Here is a 20,008-nt window from a genome sequence, read left to right as displayed (position 1 = left end):
AAGTAAATAATTTGGTTTTTTTGTATTTTTAATTTTTTAAAACCGTTTTGTTCTTTTTGATCAATTTTCGGCATGAAAAAAATCCCGGGATGTCGGGATTTTAATTTCCTGTCATGATGCTTTGATAAAAAGCAGATTGCTCTTCTAAAAACCGTTTCGTTTCCCTGCTGTTTAAATAAAAGCTTTCCCAGTCCTGTTCGTTTATTTTCCGCTTCCATTCAGGTGAGGAGGTGACCTTCTTTAGCGCTTGATCCCAGTAAGAAATCTCTTCCTCAGACATATTTTTCGGGCCCAAAATCCCTCTCCAATGAGAAAAAACAAACGGGATTCCCTGCTCCTTCCACGTCGGTACATTTGGAAAACCGGGAAGTCTTTTATCAGACGTTACAGCGGCTAACGTGATATCGCCGTTTCGTTCATATGGTTTCGCTTCAGAAAGTGTCATGGAAGCCGCTTCTATCTCATGTCTGATCAGCGCCTGAATGAGCTGTTCGCTGCTGTCATACTGTGAGAATTGAATGTCAAACGGGTCAATGCCGTACATATCTGCCGCTCTGACGAACGAGAGCTGATCATCATTGCCAAACCCCGGGGCAAAGCCGATTCTCACCTTGCCGGGATGCATGTTGATCTCATTCAGCACATCCTTGCCATTTGTTAACGCTGATCCTTTTGGCAATGCAACCGTCTGCCATTCCTTGGAGAGAATGGCGAGCGGCGTAAAATCGGACATTTTTAATTTGCTTTGCCCGAGAAGATCATTGCTCAATATTAGGCTGGACGTCATGCTGATGGTTTGTTTGCTGCTTTTGTTGACATATTTCCAGCCTTTCTCTCCCCCGCCGCCGGATTTATAGACGATATGAACATCATCCTTCACGATCTGCTTCTGCCTCAAAACTGATTGGATCGCCTGCGCTGTGACATCCCAGCCGCCAGAAGGTTCGGCAGGGACGACAATTTCTATCGGCCCGTCCGGCAGGCGCGGCGCAGCCGCCTGCCTGATATCACCCTGCATAAAGATCAATAGAATATTCAATAGGATTATAGATTTTTTCATATCTAATCCGCCGCCAAATAATATTTTCTCTCCGGCCTGCCGATAATCCCGTATTCAAGCTCGGCTCTTGCTTCTTCCTTTGACACAAGGTACTCGGCATAACGGCGGGCAGTTGTTCGTGACGCCCCCATTTTTTCCCCAAGTTCCTCCGCTGTCAATCCTTCTGACGCAGTCTGAAGCGCTTCCTTAATTTTTCGCAGTGTAATCGAATTAATGCCAGTCGGCAAATCCTCTGCCGGCAAAGCTGTCTTCACACCGTTCCCAAAAATATGGTCGATCATGGATTGGCTGACCTCCGGCTGAGACATGAGCAGCTTCCTTTTTTCTTTATACTGAAGCAGCACCTGCCTGAACTTGTCAGCTGTTACGGGTTTGATCAAATAGTGGGCAATTCCCGCCCTTAGCGCTTCCTGCAAATGACGGGTTTCTGTTGCCGCTGTGATAATCATAATGTCCACTTCAGGAAATCGGCTTCGTATATCAGGAATCAACGCGGTCCCAAGCTCGTCCGGCATATAAATATCCAGCAGAAGCAAATCAGCCTTGTGTTCCTTCAAAAGCGCCAATGTCTCTTTTGCGTTAGCCGCCTTGCCGATAATCTTGAATCCATCAAGCTGTTTAATCAATCTCTCATGGATTTGCGCAACTCGAAAATCATCCTCCGCAATCGCGATGTGAATCAAATGGATTCCCCCTTTGTTTCTCCTTCGGTATAAATACAGTGAATACCGCCCCGCCAGTTTTTTGATTCGCCAGTTCGATCCAGCCGCCCAGTTCACGCACTGAGTCTTTCACATTGGCCAGACCGTAGCCTCTCCTCATCCCCTTTGAAGAATAGCCTCTCTCAAACACAGCTTCTATTTTCTCTGGCGGCACACCGGGCCCTGTGTCTGATACTTCAATGACAATGTCATGGCCCATATCCGTGATAAAAAACAAAACTTCCTTCACGCTTTGCTCCGCTACAGCTTCGAAAGCGTTATCAATTAAATTGCCAATAATCGTAATAAGATGGGACAAGCCGATATGCGCAGGAAGAGGCGCGAGTGAGCTGTTCTCATCAATCACCAGCTTGACCTTCTTTTCCGATGCCTTGCTTATTTTCCCTAACAAAATGGCCTGCACCTGCTGCGAATGGATGTTATGGAATAAAAGATCATGCTGTTCATTTTGTATCGCATATTCCTCTTTAATCAGATCAATGGCTTCATCATACTCCCCAAGCTCAAGCAGCCCTAAAATCGCATAAAGCTTATTTGAAAATTCATGAGTCTGCGCCCTGAGATCCTCTGAATATTTGCGAACCTCTGTCAATGTGTCGATCAGCTTCTTCAGCTCTGTTTTCTCCCTGAAGCTGACGACAATCCCATACGCCTGCCCGCCTTGATTCATCACTTTCGTATTGATAATAAACACTTGATCGTTGACGCTTACTTCCTGGTTCGGCAGCATTTCTCCTTTTTCAAGCACAGACATCAGCCCTGCTCCCGGCATGACGTCATCTATAGGAAGATGGATCACAGGCTCGGGCAGCTTCAGCATCTCGGCCGCCGATACGTTCATCATGGTGACGACGCCTTCACGATTGGTGGCAATAATCCCTTCTCGAATCGCGAAAAGCATTGCGTTCCTCTCACGATATAGAGCCGCGATCTCATGCGGTTCAAGCCCGAGCGTATCCTTTCTGATGCTTTTCGCCAGCACGGCGGCGCCAATAAATCCGAGCAGCAGTACAAGCACAGCAATCACACTCAAATTTCTCAAATGCTTTTTGATGCTTTGCTCTGTCTCCGTTTGCAGAAAATCAACAGACACGCTGCCGATCACTTGGCTGTATCCCTTCTGTTCTTTTATAATCGGCGCGCTCCCTCTGATCACTCTTCGTCCATCCGCTTTTGTTTCAGAAACATGCGAACCGCCAAACAAAATTTCTCTGCTGCGCTCCAGTTTCTTTAATCCGCTTTTTCCAGAGGCGCTGCGAATGTCTCCTTTTTCGTTCAAAACATAAATGGCAAACGCACCAGTCTGTTCTTTCATTTGTTCAATGACCTCTTGCGTCTGAGCCGCATGTCCGTCTTTTCTCTCAATGAGCTCTTTAACCGGCGGCATATAGGAAATGGTTCTCGCCGTTTGAACCGCCAGCTGCTCTGCCTGTCTCCGTTCTCCCTGTGTATGCTGAACGGCTAACGTAATGGTCAGCACACCAATGACAAAGACCAGCAGAGCCGCAATCAGCCCCATTATTTTTGTTTGCAGGGAAAAATGGAACCGCTTTTTCACCACAGCACCAGCCGTCCTTTCTACCTAGATCATACCATTTTTCACAGGGAATTTTCTCATTTTTCAAAATCCATTTTCTTACGAAGGAGTGAAAATAAAAAAAGGCAGACCGCGTCTGCCTTTTTCTTTCTACCATATTCCTAGTACTTTCCACCATAATCCGCCGATCACAAGCCATACGATGATATGAACAATCGACAGGATAAATCCGATGGACCACCATTTGCCTTGCGGGATGTAGCCTGCTCCGAAGAAGACCGGAGCCGCTCCAGAACCGTAGTGAGTCGTTGACCCGAACAGGTTGCTGATGAACGCGAGGCTCAGCGCTGCTAAAAGCGGCGGTGCGCCCGCTGCCACGACGACAGCCAAAAATGCTGAATACATCGCACTGATGTGGGCTGTCGCACTTGCAAAGAAATAGTGAGAGTAATAATACACAACAATTAAAATGATGAATGCCACAATCCAAGAGAACCCTGATACGGATGATTTCATGGCATTACTGAACCAAGACACCATGCCTAATTCATTCAAGAAGTTGGCGAGCATGACAAGCGCCGCAAACCAAGTGAGCGTATCCCAAGCGCCCTGTTCTTTCTTGATATCATCCCAAGTCAGAACTTGTGATAATAAGAGAACGGCCAAACCGATCAATGCGGTTGTGGTAGCGTCGATGTTGAAGCTGCCGCCAAAAATCCACAGCACAAGCACCAAAAGAAACACGATAACCATGGAAAGCTCCGATTTTTTGAACGGTCCCATTTCTTTCAGTTTTTCTGTTGCGATTTTCGCCGCATCCGGTGTTTCTTTGATTTCCGGCGGATACAGTTTGTAAATCACAAGCGGCGTGATGATTAAGCTTACAAGTCCCGGTACAATCGCGGCAATTGCCCAGCTTGTCCATGTTAAGTCCACCCCTGCGACATCATGGGCCAGCTTGGCAATCAGCGGGTTCGCCGCCATCGCTGTCAGGAACATAGCAGATGTGATCAGATTCCCCTGAAAACCGGTTTTTAATAAGAATGCACCGATTTTTCTCTCTGTTCCATTTGCCGGGCTTGATCCGAATGTTTCGGATAATGATCTGATAATAGGAAATATAATGCCTCCTGCACGCGCCGTATTACTTGGAATAGCAGGTGAAAGTATTAAATCACTGAATAGCAGTGAATAAGAAAGTCCAAGGGTTTTTTTTCCGAATTTCTGAACGAATACATACGAAATTCTCGCACCGAGACCGGTTTTGATAAATCCCCGGGAAATAAAGAATGCGATAACGATAAGCCAAATGGTCTTATTCCCGAATCCGCTTAATGTATCCTCAATTGATAGTGTTCCAGTTAGTGCAGTAACCGCCAATGCAAAAATTGCAATTGCACCCATTGGCAAGGGCTTGGAGATAAAGCCGATAATTGTTGCGACAAAAATCGCAAACAAATGCCAAGCTTTAGGTTCAAGTCCGGACGGAGCGGGAATAAACCAGATGATTAGTCCCACAGCGACAGTAATAAGCAATGGAACAAGCTTTACTGCTGACTGTTTTCCTGCGTCTTTTTCTGAAGCCATAAATAGGTCTCCTCCTATATACTTGTTTTCCGATCCCCTTTTCCATTCTACTCCTTAACTAAGTTAATAAACATTTTAATTAATTAAAAAACACAAAGGTTAGCACCCTTTGTGTTTTTCACTTTCTTAATTTAATTTACCCGCACCCGCTTGATTTATAACATTTGATTTCACATTAGCAGAAGCATCAATCGATCCATGCAGAGACGGCGTCCAGCCGACAGAAGAGCTCAGCCCGTTTGCAGCCGATGCGTTGATCTGTGTGCCGTTCAGCAACGTGCCGGAGTCATATAAAGCCGTTCCCCCGCTGAATACGCTGATCGTTTTAGCAGCTGACAGTCCCGGTACGTCAATGACATTGTTTTGGGCATAGATTTTAGATGACTTTCCGATTCCCCATGCATAGCTAAAAGGATAACTTGAAGAGCTTGTGCTTCCTTCATAATAGTTGTTGTATACGTGCACTTGCCCGAAGCGGACTCTCGGCGCGCGCTGGACAATATTTTTATAGCGGTTATGATGCAGCGTAATTTTTAATTTGCCGTCATCGGAGGTTTTGCTGTCACTTGATCCGAAAATGGAGCTTTTATCATGATCGTGATAATAGTTGTAGGACATCGTGATATAGTTAGCACCGTTGGAAGCATCCGTTTGGCCGTCATGGTGCTGATATTTTCTTCCATAATATTTCGGTGATGTGCTGTCCGGACGCGAACCGTCATTAAATGTACAGTGATCAATCCAGATGTGTGTGCCGCCGTTTATCGTGATGTTGTCGTATTGTGAGTTCCAGTTCCCTGAGCTTCCGTCAGTCGGATCCCATTGCGGAAAATAGTCATAGGCATCCTGGAATTCAATGTTGCGAATAATGACGTTATCACTCTTGATTTGGAAGTTTCCTCCCACGACTTTAGCGTTAGTCCCTGAACCGACGATCGTCGTGTTTGCAGGGATATCCACCATGACCCGTGCTTTTTGGTTTTTCTGAGAGCGTGCTCTCGCTTCTTCTTGTGTTCCCGACGGCTCTTTTTTGCCCCATGTGCTAGGATCATAGGCTTTCAAATATTTGTCCAAATCATACTCCGGATCTTTATAGTCATTTAGGCCAAGCGGCTTCAGATTGTCATCCACGTTCATGTCAATCGTTCCCTTGATATAAATGATTTTTGGCGTTGTGTTCGTTTCCTTCCCTAATGCCGAGACAAGCTGGTTTCTGTTGCTGACGGTATACACATTTGAGGAGGATGCTTTTGATCCGCCTGTCGTGCCGGTCGAGTACGCGCCCCAGCCATCATTGGATCCCAACGTCTGGTGGCCTAAATCAGCTGCGTTCGCGCCAGCTGGAGTCAATCCTAAAAACAAAGCCGTAGCTAACATCACTTTTTTCATCCACTATGTACCCCCATTTTCTATTTTGTGAGATTTTATTCCAATTTATCACAAAAATATAATAGCAAATTGAGGGACATTCAGAACCGAAAATGTTCCGCTATCCTATTGCGGCATTCTGCAAAATCCCACCGCAAAGACCGCAAAAAAACCAAAAGGCCGACATTGGCCTTTTGGTTTTTTCCTTGCTTTATGCCCAAGCTTTCACTTTTTCGTTATCTGTCACAAAGAGAAGCACTTTTCCTTCATCTAAGCGTTTTTCAAATTGAGCGGCTTCATCTTCAGAAAAACCGATTTCGTGAATTTTATTGCGGAGCTCGTCTCCTTTTTTATTGAAGATATTTCCCACCGCGTGCTTGAAACCTGTTTCTTTGGCTCCGATCGTGTTGGCGTTCGTGTTGTCAGCCAGGCGTTCCGTTCTGTCATCGTCGTGAGCTAAGACGTATACATCCTCTTTCGCAACACCCATTTTCTGCAATTCCTCTACATCTTTCATGAGCTGTTCGTCATTTGTATACTCTTTTACAACTGGTTTCATGTCGATATTCCTCCTTCATGTTTTCTATATTTCTTTCATACCCGATCGTCTGTACCTGAAACAGATTCCAGAACATTGAAGAGAAAAACAGGAGGAATGGTAGTAGCTATTTGTTTTCCGTCCATGGTAAAGTGATAGGAACGGGACCTATTTTCAGAAAAATCAAAATTAAGGAGAAGCCGCTGCACGGAGCACACGACCATGAAACGCTGCCTTTATCCGTACGAGCAGGAGGTATGTCTAATGCAATACTTTTCACCAGAACAGCAATACAATGCTTGGATTGTGAGTGATTTAGTCAAACAGATTTTCCATAAGCGTGCCGGATGTTCACCAGGAATTCACGAGCTTGCGGTTTTTGCCGAGGAACATTTTCATATCGATATCGACTTTGTTTTCTCGATTATCATGAATATCGGCGACATTGAATTTGCACTAACAGATGAAATAGAAAAGAAATTGTCCGGTTATCTCAGCACTCTCCTTCCTTATGTCACTGCTGATATGTTCGAAACCTCTAAAGCCAACGCCCATGCGTTTTTGTCTCGAAGACACGGTAACGCTGCATACCACTTATTTGTGTCTGATGATGCTTTCATGAGAAAGCAGTAAAAACGCAGCTTTCTTTACTAAAAAAATATTGACATGATAAGCCATGCTATTATAGTGTTACATGTGATAATGATTCTCATTACTAAATCTGAAAAAAGGAAGAATGACATGCGCACCTATTCTAACAAGTTGATTGCCATCATGAGTGTTTTATTGCTCGCCTGCCTCATTGTATCCGGCTGTTCATCAAGCCAGAATAACAACGGAAGCGGCAAAAGCGAGTCTAAGGATTCCAGAGTGATCCATGACGAAGAAGGAAAAACGACAGTAAGCGGCACACCTAAGCGGGTGGTTGTGCTTGAGCTTTCATTCTTGGATGCCGTTCACAATCTCGGCATTACGCCGGTGGGCATCGCAGATGACAACAAAAAAGATATGATTAAAAAGCTTGTCGGCAGCTCCATTGATTACACATCTGTAGGCACACGCAGCGAACCCAATCTTGAGGTCATCAGTTCCTTGAAGCCTGATTTAATCATCGCTGACGCTGAGCGCCATAAAAACATTTATAAACAGCTGAAAAAAATCGCCCCGACGATTGAATTAAAAAGCCGTGAAGCGACATATGACGAAACGATCGACAGCTTTACGACCATTGCTAAAGCATTAAATAAAGAAGATGAAGGAAAAGAAAAGCTTGCCGAGCACAAAAAAGTCATCAACGATCTAAAAGCCGAACTTCCGAAAGATGAAAACCGCAACATCGTTCTCGGCGTTGCAAGAGCGGATTCCTTCCAGCTTCATACATCATCATCCTATGACGGAGAAATCTTTAAAATGCTAGGCTTTACACACGCTGTGAAGTCAGATAACGCCTATCAAGAGGTCAGCCTTGAGCAATTGAGCAAAATCGATCCTGATATTTTGTTCATCTCAGCCAACGAAGGCAAAACCATTGTAGATGAGTGGAAAACGAACCCGCTCTGGAAAAATCTCAAAGCGGTGAAAAATGGACAAGTCTATGATGCGGACCGTGACACTTGGACAAGATTCAGAGGCATCAAGTCTAGTGAAACAAGCGCCAAAGATGTGCTTAAAAAAGTGTATAATAAATAGGACAAATGAGAAGCGAGGGGAATCCTTGCTTCTTCGTTTTTGCAACCAGACGCAGTAAGGAAGTGAGACTGTTGTATCATTCAGCCAAACGGCGCTCATCATCAAGACTGATGATGTTTATCATTGCACTGATTATTTTTATATTTGGGCTTGGGCTGAATCTTTCAGTAGGAGCCTCAGACATCAGCATCATAGATTCATTGAAATATCTTTTTGTATGGGACGGTTCAAAGGAACAGCTCATCATCTCTACTCTTCGCCTTCCCCGCACATTAATCGGCGTTTTTGTCGGCGCCAGCCTAGCTGTAGCAGGGGCGCTGATGCAGGCTATGACCAGAAATCCTCTGGCTTCACCCCAAATTTTCGGTGTGAATGCGGGTGCATCGCTTTTTGTTGTTGCTTCTCTCGTCATTCTGCCGGCATCGCCCTATTCATCTGTTATATTCGCTTTTGCGGGTGCGGCAGCAGGCGGCGCGATTGTGTATATGATTGCCTCATCCGGCGGAATGACGCCTGTCAAGCTGGCGCTGTCAGGAATGGCCGTGCACTTGTTCCTCTCCTCTATGACACAGGCCATCATTATTTTAAATGAGTCAGGTGAGGATGTTCTGTACTGGATGACAGGCGCAATCGACGGCAGCAACTGGCAGGACGTCATAACCATCGCTCCTTTTTCTGTCATTGGCATCGGGCTTGCCCTCGTATTTTCCGGTTCTGTTTCTGTTCTCGGTCTCGGAGACGAAACAGCAAAAGGGCTTGGACAAAATATGAACGGCATCAGGATTCTGATCAGTTTGATTATTTTAATTCTTTCCGGCGCTTCCGTAGCCGTCGCCGGGCCGATTGGCTTTGTCGGGCTGCTCGTCCCGCATATTGTCCGCAAGCTGATCGGAGAACATTATCAATACGTGCTTCCGTTTTCGGCACTGTTCGGTGCCATTTTGCTGGTGTACGCAGATGTTCTGGCCAGATGGATTGCATTTCCTTATGAATCACCGGTCGGCATTGTCACCGCGATTATCGGAACGCCGTTTTTCTTATATTTGGCAAGGAAAGGGCGAAACCTGAAATGAAGAAAACAACCAGAAAACAAAAACGCCCCTTACTGGCGATACTCATATTGGCCGTGATTTTAATCGTTCTGTCCGTCATCAGCATTGGAATCGGTGCATTATACATTTCACCTGATGCGGTAGTGACGAATCTGCTGGGACTGGATCATTCCTTTGAATTTATCATCCAGCAATATCGCCTTCCCCGCATTATATTAGCGATTTTGGCAGGTGCTGGACTTGCCGCTGCCGGAGCGATTTTACAGGGTGTGATCCGAAATCCGCTCGCTTCCCCGGACGTTGTCGGCATTTCAAAAGGCTCCGGACTTGCGGCGATGGCTGTGATTCTCATCTTTCCTGAGTCGCCGGTATACGTGCTTCCGTTCTCCGCATTTGCCGGAGCCGCCATTATTGCTGTACTATTATTAATGATAGCCCGAAAAAAGAGCATTCAGCCCTCTTCACTGGCTTTATCAGGCATTGCTTTAGGCGCGGTCTGCCACGCCGGAATGCAATATATGATGGTCAAGTTTCCAGGCGACGTGAATGCTGCACTCATTTGGCTGACAGGAAGCCTCTGGGGAAGAAACTGGGAAGAAGTCAAGCTGCTTGCGCCATGGCTTTTGATTCTTTTTCCGATCGTCTGCATACTCATACCGAAGCTGGATCTTATGTCACTCGGGGATGAGCTTGCACAGGGTCTCGGAGAAAACGCAAACCGGCTGAGATTCATCCTGATTTTCACCGCGGTGGCGCTGGCGGGAAGCTGTGTAGCCGTCGTCGGCTCAATCGGTTTTATCGGCTTGCTTGCTCCGCATATCGCCAGACGGCTTACCGGAGAAAAAGCTAAATATTTACTGCCTGCATCGGCATTGATTGGTGCTATTATATTATTAATTGCAGATACGTTAGGGCGCGGCATCATGCCTCCGGTTGAAATACCTGCCGGAATACTGACAGCCGTGATCGGCGCGCCTTATTTCTTATATTTATTGAAATTCGAAGCGAGGAAACAGTAGGGAGAGGATACCATGGGAAAACTGGCTGCAGACCAGCTCACTCTTTCATATGACAGTACAGTGATTATTGACGGAGTCGACTTAAAGATAGAAGAAGGAAAAATCACTGCGCTCATCGGCGCTAATGGCTGCGGTAAATCAACAATCCTCAAATCGCTCGCCAGGCTGATGGCCCCAAAAAGCGGTACAGTGCTACTAGAAGGAAAAGACATCCACCGCCAGCCATCAAAAGAAGTCGCAAAAAAACTGGCCATTCTTCCACAATCTCCTCAGGCTCCTGAAGGATTGACGGTAGAGGAATTATGCTATTTTGGCAGACATCCTCACAAAAAGCTGTTATCCAAGCATACCCAAGAGGATCATGACATGGTAGAGTGGGCGCTGGAAGCAACGGGCATGATTGAACTGAAGGATCGGACACTTGATGCCCTCTCAGGCGGCCAAAGACAAAGAGCCTGGATTTCCATGGCACTTGCGCAAGGCACTGATTTGCTTTTGCTTGATGAGCCGACCACGTATTTAGACATCTCACATCAGATTGAAGTGCTTGAACTGCTGAAAAAGCTGAACCGCGACCATGGCCGCACCGTTGTCATGGTGCTCCATGATTTAAACCAAGCCGCTCAATATGCTGACTATCTGATCAGTGTGCTGGACGGAAAAATATACAACGCCGGAACACCGGAAGATGTGTTCACCCAGCCATTTTTCCGTGAAGTCTTCGGCTTGGAATGCTGCATCATGAGAAGCCCGATCGACCAGAAGCCAATGTGCCTGCCGACGGGACTGTGCCCGAAATTACGGGCGAAATGAAAAGGAGAGGAATTCCCTAGGGCTGTCGAGAAACGTGACAGCCTTCATTTTCCCTTATAATATTTTATTCTCACATAATTGATGATAATCTTAAAAAACTCGTCATTCTTCTTATGTTCTATACGAGATACTCTTTTAACATAAAGTTAAATCTGTTCTTATTGACCAACTTGTTAAAGTTATTTCATCTATTCGAATCTTAACACATAGAAAAGCTGAAAGAATTATAGTAAGTCATCCTCGAAATGCGTGAAAAGACAAAAAAGAAAAGCGACAAAATTAGCTTATGTATCAGAAAAAGAATAATCAAAACAGATGCTTTGCTATTGCAGGCTCAGCTTAAAATCGAAATGCTAACTAACTGAATCTTCTATATTTCTCACAATAATATACAGAAGATCGTAATACCTAGCTAAGATCGAGCTTAATGGCTCTTTTTCTGATTCTCAATCCCTGATAATTTTGAAAAGCATTTAAAATAAAATCTTGTAGAAAAAACATTGTTTTTTCTACAAGCTGAACATTACTACACAATGTTAGTATACTTTTATCAAGTCTCTAACCTAGAATGATTAATAAATTGCTTTATTAGTAATTGGCCCATTAATTGATTCTCTAATTTTATATACTGGAATATTCTTTACGCATCTAATCCCCATTTCATTGTGTCGACAGAAAGGAATATCTTTTGCTCTAAAAGAAGGGAACATTAAGCCTGGATGAGAGAAGAATGATCCTCCTTTAAGAACGGCAAATGAGTTAACACTATTAAATGGTACATTCTCAAAAATAGGGTGGAAAGCTCTCTTTGTTTTAAGCTCACTTCTAGTCCACTCCCATGTTCCGCCGATCATACCGCATACTCCATAGGGACTTTCACCATTTTGTTCAAAAATATCACTTGTTAAATGATTTAATTCTTTATCAGCATGAGCTTTTAATAAATTTTCTCTCCAGGACTTTAAAGAAGTAATGGGTTCATTATAAAGACTTCCAGCATATTGAACCTTTGCAGGATCAAATTTATCTCCCCAAGGCCAGACATTACCCTTTTCGCCTCGAGCAGCTTTTTCCCATTGAAACTCGGTTGGCAATTCTTTCCCCTTATATCTTGCGTAAGCAAATGCATCATAAAAATCTATACCTGTAACGGGATGATTATCTAAATACCTATCATCCCAATATGTATTTCTTCTATGTTGTTTATTCTGCGGTTCATTAGGATGACAGAATATATGCCCATTTTCCTCTATGAACTCGGTAAAGATATCATAATCTTTATTTGTAACAGGATACTTATCGATAAAAAATGGAGGTAACCATACTTTTTGTCTAGGAACAGCATCTTTCCAATTAAATGTTTTGTCAGGAATTTCATTTTCATTTAAACCGAATTCAAAAAAGCCACCCGGAATTAAAATCATCCCATCTTCTTCTGTTTTTTCGAATTCCTCTATTAGACTTTGAGGAATTTTTTCTTCAAAGTCAAAGTTATTAGGAAGTATACCATTTTGATCAAAATAATTTTTTAGCATTACTAGCTCTTCATGTTTTTCAACACCGAATATATCTAATAATGTACTTAATACTTTTTGGGCCCCTAATCCCACAGGTTTTTTAGGGTAGCTTATACTCTCCCGGACATCATCAATAATCGAAGACAAATATGCTACAGATTCTTCAATTTTATGATTTGCACAGACATCCATAGCTTTAAAAGAAACTAAATCATCCGGATCCTGGGTTAGATTGATTATAGTTTCTACAGCAGAGAAATAAGGTACCCATTTTTCAACGAAATCAATTAATCTATACCTTATGTAAGTATTCGGATAAGCAATACACATCCCAAACACATTTTCCGCTGCTACAGGGTGTTGAATTTTATTTAGTAGAGTCATAATTCTATTATCGATTAAACTCTTAAAATCATTTTTTTTATTTTCTGGAACAGAAGTAATAAGTTCTTCAACTTCAATTAATATTTCTATATCTTTATTGTAAATTGATTTATGATCTTGCATTAATAGAGTCAAATTACGATAACCTCCCGATTTGTTTGTTGAAATAAGGAATAGCATTAAATGCTATTCCCTAAGTGTTTACCATTTTTCATTAGTATAAAGAACCGGGCTAACAATCGATTTTCTCCAGTTTTTTCTTAATTTTCTCATGGTTTTCCCCCCTTTAATAAGATATGTGGTTCCCTGAATATTGATAGAATAGTCAGAGAACTTAAATAAACAATAACAATAAATAGAATAAAAGTAAATAGTTTACAAGGAAATTTTTTCTTTACTTTTGTTGTTTTAAGGTGTTTAAATATGTTTAAGCTCTTTACCGAGAAAAATTATTCCAAGGGAGGATACATATGAGTAAAGGTTATTATTCTATTTTATTTAGCCAGACCACTACAAATTTAGGTTTTTCTCTATATACTATGGTAGTGATTTCGTTTTTGTTTAAAATGACCAATTCGACAACCATCGCCTCTATGGTGACATTAATAAGTATTATTTTTCGTATTTTTGGAAGTGCTATATTACCGTTAATAACAATTCGATTAAAACTGCCTCTTACAATAATTATTTCTCAATTGATACAAATGCTGTTATTAATATGTTTGTTCTATGCTTTATTAAGAACTTACTCTAATCAAACTCTCATTTTAGTCTTTATTATTATTAGCTGTATTTCCTTTTTTAATGGATGGTTCTCACCTTTAAAAAGTGCAATTATAGGGGAAATAATCTCTCCTGATAGAAGAGTAAAAGCAAATGGATTATTATCTACAGTGGACCAAACTTTTCAATTTGTAGGCTGGTCTTTAGGTGGTCTCATAATTGCATTTTTAGGTGAGGGATATACCATTATACTTACTATCTTTTTGTTGTTTACATCTCTTCTTTCTCTTTTATTTTGTCTACCACATGGCCACGCTAATTCTGTCATACGTGAAAAAAATTCTCCCAATAAGAGTATAGTAAGTGGTTGGCGGTATTTATTTAGCCAAAAGAAACTTAGAACAATTATTATTATGGATTTAATTGAGTCATGGGCAGGAATGATTTGGATAGGATCTGTCTCTTTAGCTTTCGTTAACGAAGTCTTGCATAAAGGAGAATCATGGTGGGGATTTATTAATGGAGCATATTATTTAGGTTCGATGATAGGGGGATTTATAATATATAAGCTGTCGGAGAGATTTCAAAATAAGTTAATTAATTTTATGTTAATTGGCGCTGTCTCATATGGAAGTTTAACTTTAATATATGGTTTTATAAGTAATTCATACTTAGCTCTAATTTTGGTTCTCTTTATGGGGCCGGCTTATATATTAAGAGATCTTACACAAGAAACACTTATTCAGAACATAACAACCGAGCAAACTCGAATTAATATAATGTCTGCAAGGTCTTCTTTAGTACAGTTCATTTTTATGTTTTCAATTCTGGCTATAGGGGCTATTTCAGATTTCCTTGGAGTTCGTTTAGTTTATGTTTCAGCAGGTATTCTTTTATTAGTGTCCGCAATATATGGATTTTCTCAATTACAATTCAAAAAAAAGGTAAATAAACATATAAGCTTTTAATAAATATATAAAATTTAATTATGTTTTCGTTTGCTTTTTCGCGTGTTTAATTAATAAGTAAACATTACTTTATTGACCAAAAGAAAATGGTTGAGTACCATCAATTATCTGTTTCAGAAAAACTCGGCATAAAAGGAAAAAATTGAACAAATCTTTGCTGATGTAAAAAAATCGCATAGACTTTGCTATTGCAGATTGATGCGAAAGCAAAATGTGAACGACTAAGCTCCCCCTCGCAGATGCTTGCAAGAATATGAAAAAGAATCGACATACACACTAGCCAATCTTAGCTAGGTGTACAGGAGCTCTTTTTCTGTTCTGTTTTCTAATAATGATAAATGACTAAAGAGAACTTTTAAAACAAAAGAGCTTGTAGAAAGCATAAGCTCATCTATAACCTTTTTTGTATGCCAGCTTACCTTTTGTATTTCCTCTCCTGTCCATGTTACAGTGGTGTCAACCAAGTGATAGGAGGATGAAAATGACAGCATCTCAGCAGCAAATTCAATTAGCAAGACGTCCACAAGGTATTCCTGTTCATGAAGACTTTCGCTTTGAAACCATTCCGGTTCCTGAACCCAAGCAAGGGGAAGTGCTTGTCAAAACGCTTTATGTATCGGTTGACCCTTATATGCGCGGCCGTATGCAGGATACGAAGTCATATGTTGAGCCGTTCGCCTTGGATAAAGCGCTTTCTGGAGGGGTTATCGCTGAAGTTGTGTCAGACGGGAATCATCTGAAAAAAGGCGATATCGTCATCGGAAATCTCAGCTGGCAGGAATTTTCCGCTGTGAGCGAGTCTGCCTTGCGAAAAATTGATACAAGCCTTGCTCCCGCTTCGGCCTATCTCGGCATTTTGGGAATGACCGGCTTAACAGCATACTTCGGATTGCTGGACATCGGACGCCCGAAGGAAGGCGAAACCGTGGTTGTCTCAGGAGCTGCCGGAGCCGTCGGTTCAACAGTCGGGCAAATTGCCAAAATCAAAGGCGCGCGAGTCGTCGGCATCGCGGGCTCTGATGAAAAAATCGACTATTTAAAACAGGAGCTTCAGTTTGACGAAGCCATCAATTACAAAACAGCGGATGATATCCAAAAAGCGCTTCAAAACGCTTGTCCTGACGGTGTCGATGTGTATTTTGACAATGTCGGCGGACCGATTTCAGACGCGGTGATGAATCTGCTCAATGAATTTGCCCGCATTCCGGTGTGCGGCGCCATTTCTTCCTATAACGCAGAAAGCGAAGCAGATGACATGGGCCCTCGTGTCCAATCAAAACTCATTAAAACGAAGTCGCTGATGCAAGGCTTTATCGTAAGCGACTACTCCGATCGTTTTTCTGAGGGAGCAAAACAGCTGGCAGAATGGCTGAAGGCTGGTAAACTCCATTACGAGGAAACCATCACAGAAGGCTTCGAAAACATTCCTGACGCGTTTCTCGGTTTATTTAAGGGAGAAAATAAAGGGAAACAGCTGATCAAGGTCAGTGATCCGAGCTGAATGAAGATGAAAACGGGAGGGCTTTTTGCCCTCCTTTTGTGTTTCGATGAGATCAGTTGCGAAGAATCAGCGTAAGAAAACCATCTTCATCAGGTTCCGTGTCTTCTAAAGTGAATCCTGCTGCTTGAAAGCAAGCTAAACTGATTCGATTGTCTTCTTCAATGCATGCCACCCATTCTCGCACGCTAGTAAAATCAGGTTCGGTCATCAGCTTTTGCAGTATCTGTTTTCCATACCCTTTAAGCCGGTACAAAGGATTGACGATCAATCCAATATATGTCCGCTCCTCTCCGAACTCAATAACGACCATCCCTGCCGGCAGCTGTCCATCATACGCCATGATGACAGTATCGTGTTTATCTTTATTTACTCGTGCATACCACTCATCTAATAGCAGCATCCCATCCATTCTCCGTCTGGTATCCTCATTCTCAAACCAGTGTTCAAGGATTTTCAGCTCTGGCTCCTGCATTACTTGAAACCTGTCTATTGAAGCCATTTTCCCACCTCCGCGCAAAATCTTTTCTATTATTTTACAACAAAAAAAGGGCTCTTCGCCCTTCTTTTTATTTCGTCTTCAGTTTTCCGCCTGCATACACAGCTTCACTCAGCTCAACACCAAGCTTCTTCGCCATTTTTTTCAGCTTAGATTCCTCCAATTTTGTCACAAGGCTCAGCACGTTGCCTTCTTTTCCGGCCCGGCCTGTTCGTCCTGATCTGTGGACATAGCCATCTTCATCTGGAATATCAGCATGAATCACGTATGGCAGGTTTTCAATATCTAAACCGCGTGCGGCAATGTCAGTCGCCAATAAAAGAGGAAACTCTCCGTCTTCGAATGTGGCAATGATTTTCGCTCGCTCCATTTTTTTCGCTTCACTGTGCAAAACGCCGAGTTCAACGTGGTGATATGCCAGTTTTTCCGCATATACACTCAGGTTGCCAATGTCTCTCACAAATACGAGTGCCTGCATGCCTTCAAGCCTTGACAGCTTTTGCAGCAGCTTCACTTTGTCGCGCTGGTCGCAAATCAGGTATTGATGCTTCACTTTCCCTGCCTCCGCCTTGCTTCGCTGCACCTTCAACACCTCAGGCTCTTGCGCCAATTCGCGGAGCACGTCCTCTGTTTCCTTTTTGAGCGTGGCAGAAAAACATAGAAGCTGGCGGTCTCTTAATGTTGTTTTAATGATTTGCTTCATCGTTTCGCGATGCTCCGGCAGGACGAGCTGATCCGTTTCATCAAGCACGATCGTTTTCACTTCATGCATTTTGAGTTTCTTCGCTTTAATCAGTTCAAACACCCTGCCTGGCGTGCCGACGATGATATGCGGATGTTTCTTCAGCTTTTCGACCTGTTTCTTCACATTCGCCCCGCCGATTAAGGAAGCCGCGCGCAGCTCTGAGCCCGCTTTCCAATCCTGAATCACCTGAAAAATCTGCATGACCAGCTCACGGGAAGGCGCTAAAATCACCGCCTGCGGATGCTTTTGCTCTGGTTTGATCCGCTCCAAGACCGGCAGCGCATACGCCAGCGTCTTCCCTGTGCCTGTCGGCGATTCTGCAATGACATCCTTTCCGTCCATGATCAGCTGGGCTGCCTGCTCCTGAACAGGGGTTGGCTTTTGAAAGCCGGAAGCATTCCAATTCTCTTGTATAAATGATTGTGCATTATGTAAAAATGGCCAAGTTTGCGTCATTTTGTTCTCCTCAATTCCTGAAATCTATTCCATAGTATCTCAAAACCTCGCCCGGAACGCAATTTTTCTTTTTCTTTCCTATACCTTTCAACATTCCGAATCCTCCTTTATAATCAAAAGGGTGAATATTACACGCCGATTGTGCGTGTTTGATAACGATAGAGGTGTAAACATGAGTATTTTATCTGTAAAGGATTTAAGCCACGGTTTCGGGGACCGGGCCATTTTTAATAACGTTTCCTTCCGCCTGTTAAAAGGCGAGCACGTCGGCTTGATCGGCGCAAACGGTGAAGGAAAATCAACCTTCATGAATATTATTACCGGAAAGCTTGAACCTGATGAGGGAAAAGTCGAATGGTCAAAAAATGTCCGTGTCGGATACCTTGATCAGCATACCGTGCTGGAAAAAGGAAAATCCATTCGCGACGTCCTGAAAGACGCATTCCATTATTTATTTGCGATGGAAGAGGAAATGAACGAGATTTACAACAAAATGGGCGAGGCTGATCCCGACGAGCTCGAGAAGCTGCTTGAAGAAGTCGGCGTCATTCAAGACGCGCTGACAAACAATGATTTTTATGTCATTGATTCCAAGGTGGAAGAAATCGCCCGCGGTCTCGGTTTGAGCGATATCGGTTTAGAGCGAGATGTCACCGATTTGAGCGGCGGACAGCGCACAAAGGTCCTTCTCGCTAAGCTTCTCCTTGAAAAGCCGGAAATTCTGCTTCTCGATGAGCCGACCAACTATCTTGATGAACAGCATATTGAATGGCTGAAACGCTACCTGCAGGAATACGAGAACGCGTTCATCCTGATTTCCCACGATATTCCGTTCTTGAATAGTGTCATCAACCTGATTTATCACGTTGAAAATCAAGAGCTGACACGTTATGTCGGCGACTACCATCAGTTTATGGAAGTCTACGAGGTGAAAAAACAGCAGCTTGAAGCGGCCTACAAAAAGCAGCAGCAGGAAGTCGCGGAGCTGAAGGATTTCGTCGCCCGCAACAAAGCGCGTGTCAGCACGAGAAACATGGCGATGTCCCGCCAAAAGAAACTCGATAAGATGGATATGATCGAGCTTGCGGCAGAAAAGCCAAAGCCGGAATTCCACTTTAAGCCGGCGAGAACGTCAGGCAAGCTGATTTTTGAAACGAAGGATCTCGTGATCGGTTACGATTCCCCGCTGTCCCGTCCGCTCAACCTCCGCATGGAGCGCGGCCAAAAAATCGCCCTTTACGGCGCGAATGGGATCGGAAAAACGACATTGCTGAAAAGTTTGCTTGGTGAAATCCAGCCGCTCGAAGGCTCTGTTGAACGCGGTGAGCACATCTATACCGGCTATTTCGAGCAAGAGGTCAAGGAAACAAACAACAATACGTGCATCGAAGAAGTATGGAGCGAATTCCCTTCTTATACGCAGTATGAAATCCGTGCCGCTCTGGCAAAATGCGGGCTGACGACAAAGCATATCGAAAGCCGCGTCTCCGTATTAAGCGGAGGCGAAAAAGCGAAAGTCAGATTGTGCAAGCTAATCAACTCAGAAACAAACCTGCTGGTGCTCGATGAGCCGACAAACCACTTGGATGCCGATGCCAAGGAAGAGCTCAAGCGCGCCCTGAAAGAATATAAAGGCTCCATTCTGCTCATTTCCCACGAGCCAGACTTTTATATGGATATTGCGACAGAAACGTGGAACTGCGAGTCTTGGACGACGAAAGTGCTTTAATTTATAAAAAAACCCGCCTGCTAAAGGGCGGGTTTTTTACTGCCATTTTTTCTGAACGATTCTCAAAAGCTCTCTGTCTTTTAAAATGAGCTGCAATGGAGATG

17 protein-coding genes are annotated in these 20,008 nt (G+C 43.4%); 8 read left to right on the top strand and 9 right to left on the bottom strand.

The window, feature by feature from the left end:
- Positions 1 to 100: 100 nt before the first annotated feature.
- The 6 genes from yflP to yflT form a co-directional block, all read right to left on the bottom strand.
- Positions 101 to 1,060 (bottom strand): putative tricarboxylate transporter component, encoded by a 960-nt coding sequence (yflP, locus tag BSU_07600; protein NP_388641.2) that lies wholly within the window; start codon positions 1,058 to 1,060, stop codon positions 101 to 103.
- Between the two features lie 2 nt (positions 1,061 to 1,062).
- Complete coding sequence (gene citT / locus BSU_07590; protein ID NP_388640.1) at positions 1,063 to 1,743, bottom strand: two-component response regulator; 681 nt, start codon at positions 1,741 to 1,743, stop codon at positions 1,063 to 1,065.
- A complete protein-coding gene (citS, locus tag BSU_07580) occupies positions 1,715 to 3,343 on the bottom strand; it encodes a two-component sensor histidine kinase (protein ID NP_388639.1) in 1,629 nt (542 codons plus the stop codon). Before citS ends, citT begins: the two co-directional genes overlap by 29 nt.
- A 126-nt stretch (positions 3,344 to 3,469) precedes the next feature.
- Positions 3,470 to 4,906 carry a malate (2-oxoglutarate) transporter gene (maeS, locus tag BSU_07570; protein NP_388638.1) on the bottom strand — a complete coding sequence of 479 codons (1,437 nt, stop codon included), beginning with the start codon at positions 4,904 to 4,906 and terminating at the stop codon, positions 3,470 to 3,472.
- Positions 4,907 to 5,032: 126 nt separating this feature from the next.
- Complete coding sequence (gene pelA, locus BSU_07560; protein ID NP_388637.1) at positions 5,033 to 6,295, bottom strand: pectate lyase; 1,263 nt, start codon at positions 6,293 to 6,295, stop codon at positions 5,033 to 5,035.
- Between the two features lie 190 nt (positions 6,296 to 6,485).
- On the bottom strand, positions 6,486 to 6,833 hold the full coding sequence (gene yflT / locus BSU_07550; protein NP_388636.1) for a heat stress induced protein: 348 nt from the start codon (positions 6,831 to 6,833) through the stop codon (positions 6,486 to 6,488).
- Between the two features lie 243 nt (positions 6,834 to 7,076).
- Between yflT and yfmB the strand changes: the two genes are divergently transcribed.
- The 5 genes from yfmB to fecF all read left to right on the top strand — a co-directional run bounded on the left by yfmB (position 7,077) and on the right by fecF (position 11,385).
- Positions 7,077 to 7,445 carry a hypothetical protein gene (gene yfmB, locus BSU_07530; protein ID NP_388634.1) on the top strand — a complete coding sequence of 123 codons (369 nt, stop codon included), beginning with the start codon at positions 7,077 to 7,079 and terminating at the stop codon, positions 7,443 to 7,445.
- 108 nt (positions 7,446 to 7,553) lie between these two features.
- Positions 7,554 to 8,501: an iron-dicitrate ABC transporter (binding lipoprotein) gene (gene fecC / locus BSU_07520; RefSeq protein ID NP_388633.1), complete on the top strand. Its 948-nt coding sequence runs from the start codon at positions 7,554 to 7,556 to the stop codon at positions 8,499 to 8,501.
- A 71-nt stretch (positions 8,502 to 8,572) separates the two neighbouring features.
- Positions 8,573 to 9,574: an iron-dicitrate ABC transporter (permease) gene (fecD, locus tag BSU_07510; RefSeq protein NP_388632.1), complete on the top strand. Its 1,002-nt coding sequence runs from the start codon at positions 8,573 to 8,575 to the stop codon at positions 9,572 to 9,574.
- Positions 9,571 to 10,572, top strand: a complete 1,002-nt coding sequence (gene fecE, locus BSU_07500) for an iron-dicitrate ABC transporter (permease) (RefSeq protein ID NP_388631.1) — start codon at positions 9,571 to 9,573, stop codon at positions 10,570 to 10,572. Before fecD ends, fecE begins: the two co-directional genes overlap by 4 nt.
- Positions 10,573 to 10,584: 12 nt before the next feature.
- On the top strand, positions 10,585 to 11,385 hold the full coding sequence (gene fecF / locus BSU_07490; RefSeq protein ID NP_388630.1) for an iron-dicitrate ABC transporter (ATP-binding protein): 801 nt from the start codon (positions 10,585 to 10,587) through the stop codon (positions 11,383 to 11,385).
- 572 nt (positions 11,386 to 11,957) lie between these two features.
- Here fecF and yfmG read toward each other — a convergent pair.
- Positions 11,958 to 13,421, bottom strand: a complete 1,464-nt coding sequence (gene yfmG, locus BSU_07480; RefSeq protein NP_388629.1) for a putative enzyme — start codon at positions 13,419 to 13,421, stop codon at positions 11,958 to 11,960.
- A 335-nt stretch (positions 13,422 to 13,756) separates the two neighbouring features.
- Here yfmG and yfmI point away from each other — a divergent pair, with 335 nt between their 5' ends.
- Both yfmI and yfmJ read left to right on the top strand, forming a co-directional pair.
- Entirely contained in the window at positions 13,757 to 14,977 is a 1,221-nt protein-coding gene (yfmI, locus tag BSU_07460) for a putative efflux transporter (protein ID NP_388627.1), read from the top strand.
- Between the two features lie 481 nt (positions 14,978 to 15,458).
- Complete coding sequence (yfmJ, locus tag BSU_07450; RefSeq protein NP_388626.1) at positions 15,459 to 16,478, top strand: putative oxidoreductase; 1,020 nt, start codon at positions 15,459 to 15,461, stop codon at positions 16,476 to 16,478.
- 52 nt (positions 16,479 to 16,530) lie between these two features.
- Here yfmJ and yfmK read toward each other — a convergent pair whose 3' ends face one another.
- Positions 16,531 to 16,977 carry a putative acetyltransferase gene (gene yfmK / locus BSU_07440; RefSeq protein ID NP_388625.1) on the bottom strand — a complete coding sequence of 149 codons (447 nt, stop codon included), beginning with the start codon at positions 16,975 to 16,977 and terminating at the stop codon, positions 16,531 to 16,533.
- A gap of 67 nt (positions 16,978 to 17,044) precedes the next feature.
- Positions 17,045 to 18,175, bottom strand: a complete 1,131-nt coding sequence (yfmL, locus tag BSU_07430) for a putative ATP-dependent RNA helicase (protein ID NP_388624.1) — start codon at positions 18,173 to 18,175, stop codon at positions 17,045 to 17,047.
- A gap of 172 nt (positions 18,176 to 18,347) precedes the next feature.
- On the opposite strand from yfmL, the gene ettM reads away from it, so the two are divergent.
- Positions 18,348 to 19,904, top strand: a complete 1,557-nt coding sequence (ettM, locus tag BSU_07420) for a putative energy-sensing inhibitor of translation (RefSeq protein NP_388623.2) — start codon at positions 18,348 to 18,350, stop codon at positions 19,902 to 19,904.
- Positions 19,905 to 20,008: the final 104 nt, after the last annotated feature.

Origin of the sequence: Bacillus subtilis subsp. subtilis str. 168 (genome assembly GCF_000009045.1) — a bacterium.
GTDB lineage: Bacteria > Bacillota > Bacilli > Bacillales > Bacillaceae > Bacillus > Bacillus subtilis.
This window is presented reverse-complemented; position numbering and strand designations above follow the sequence as displayed.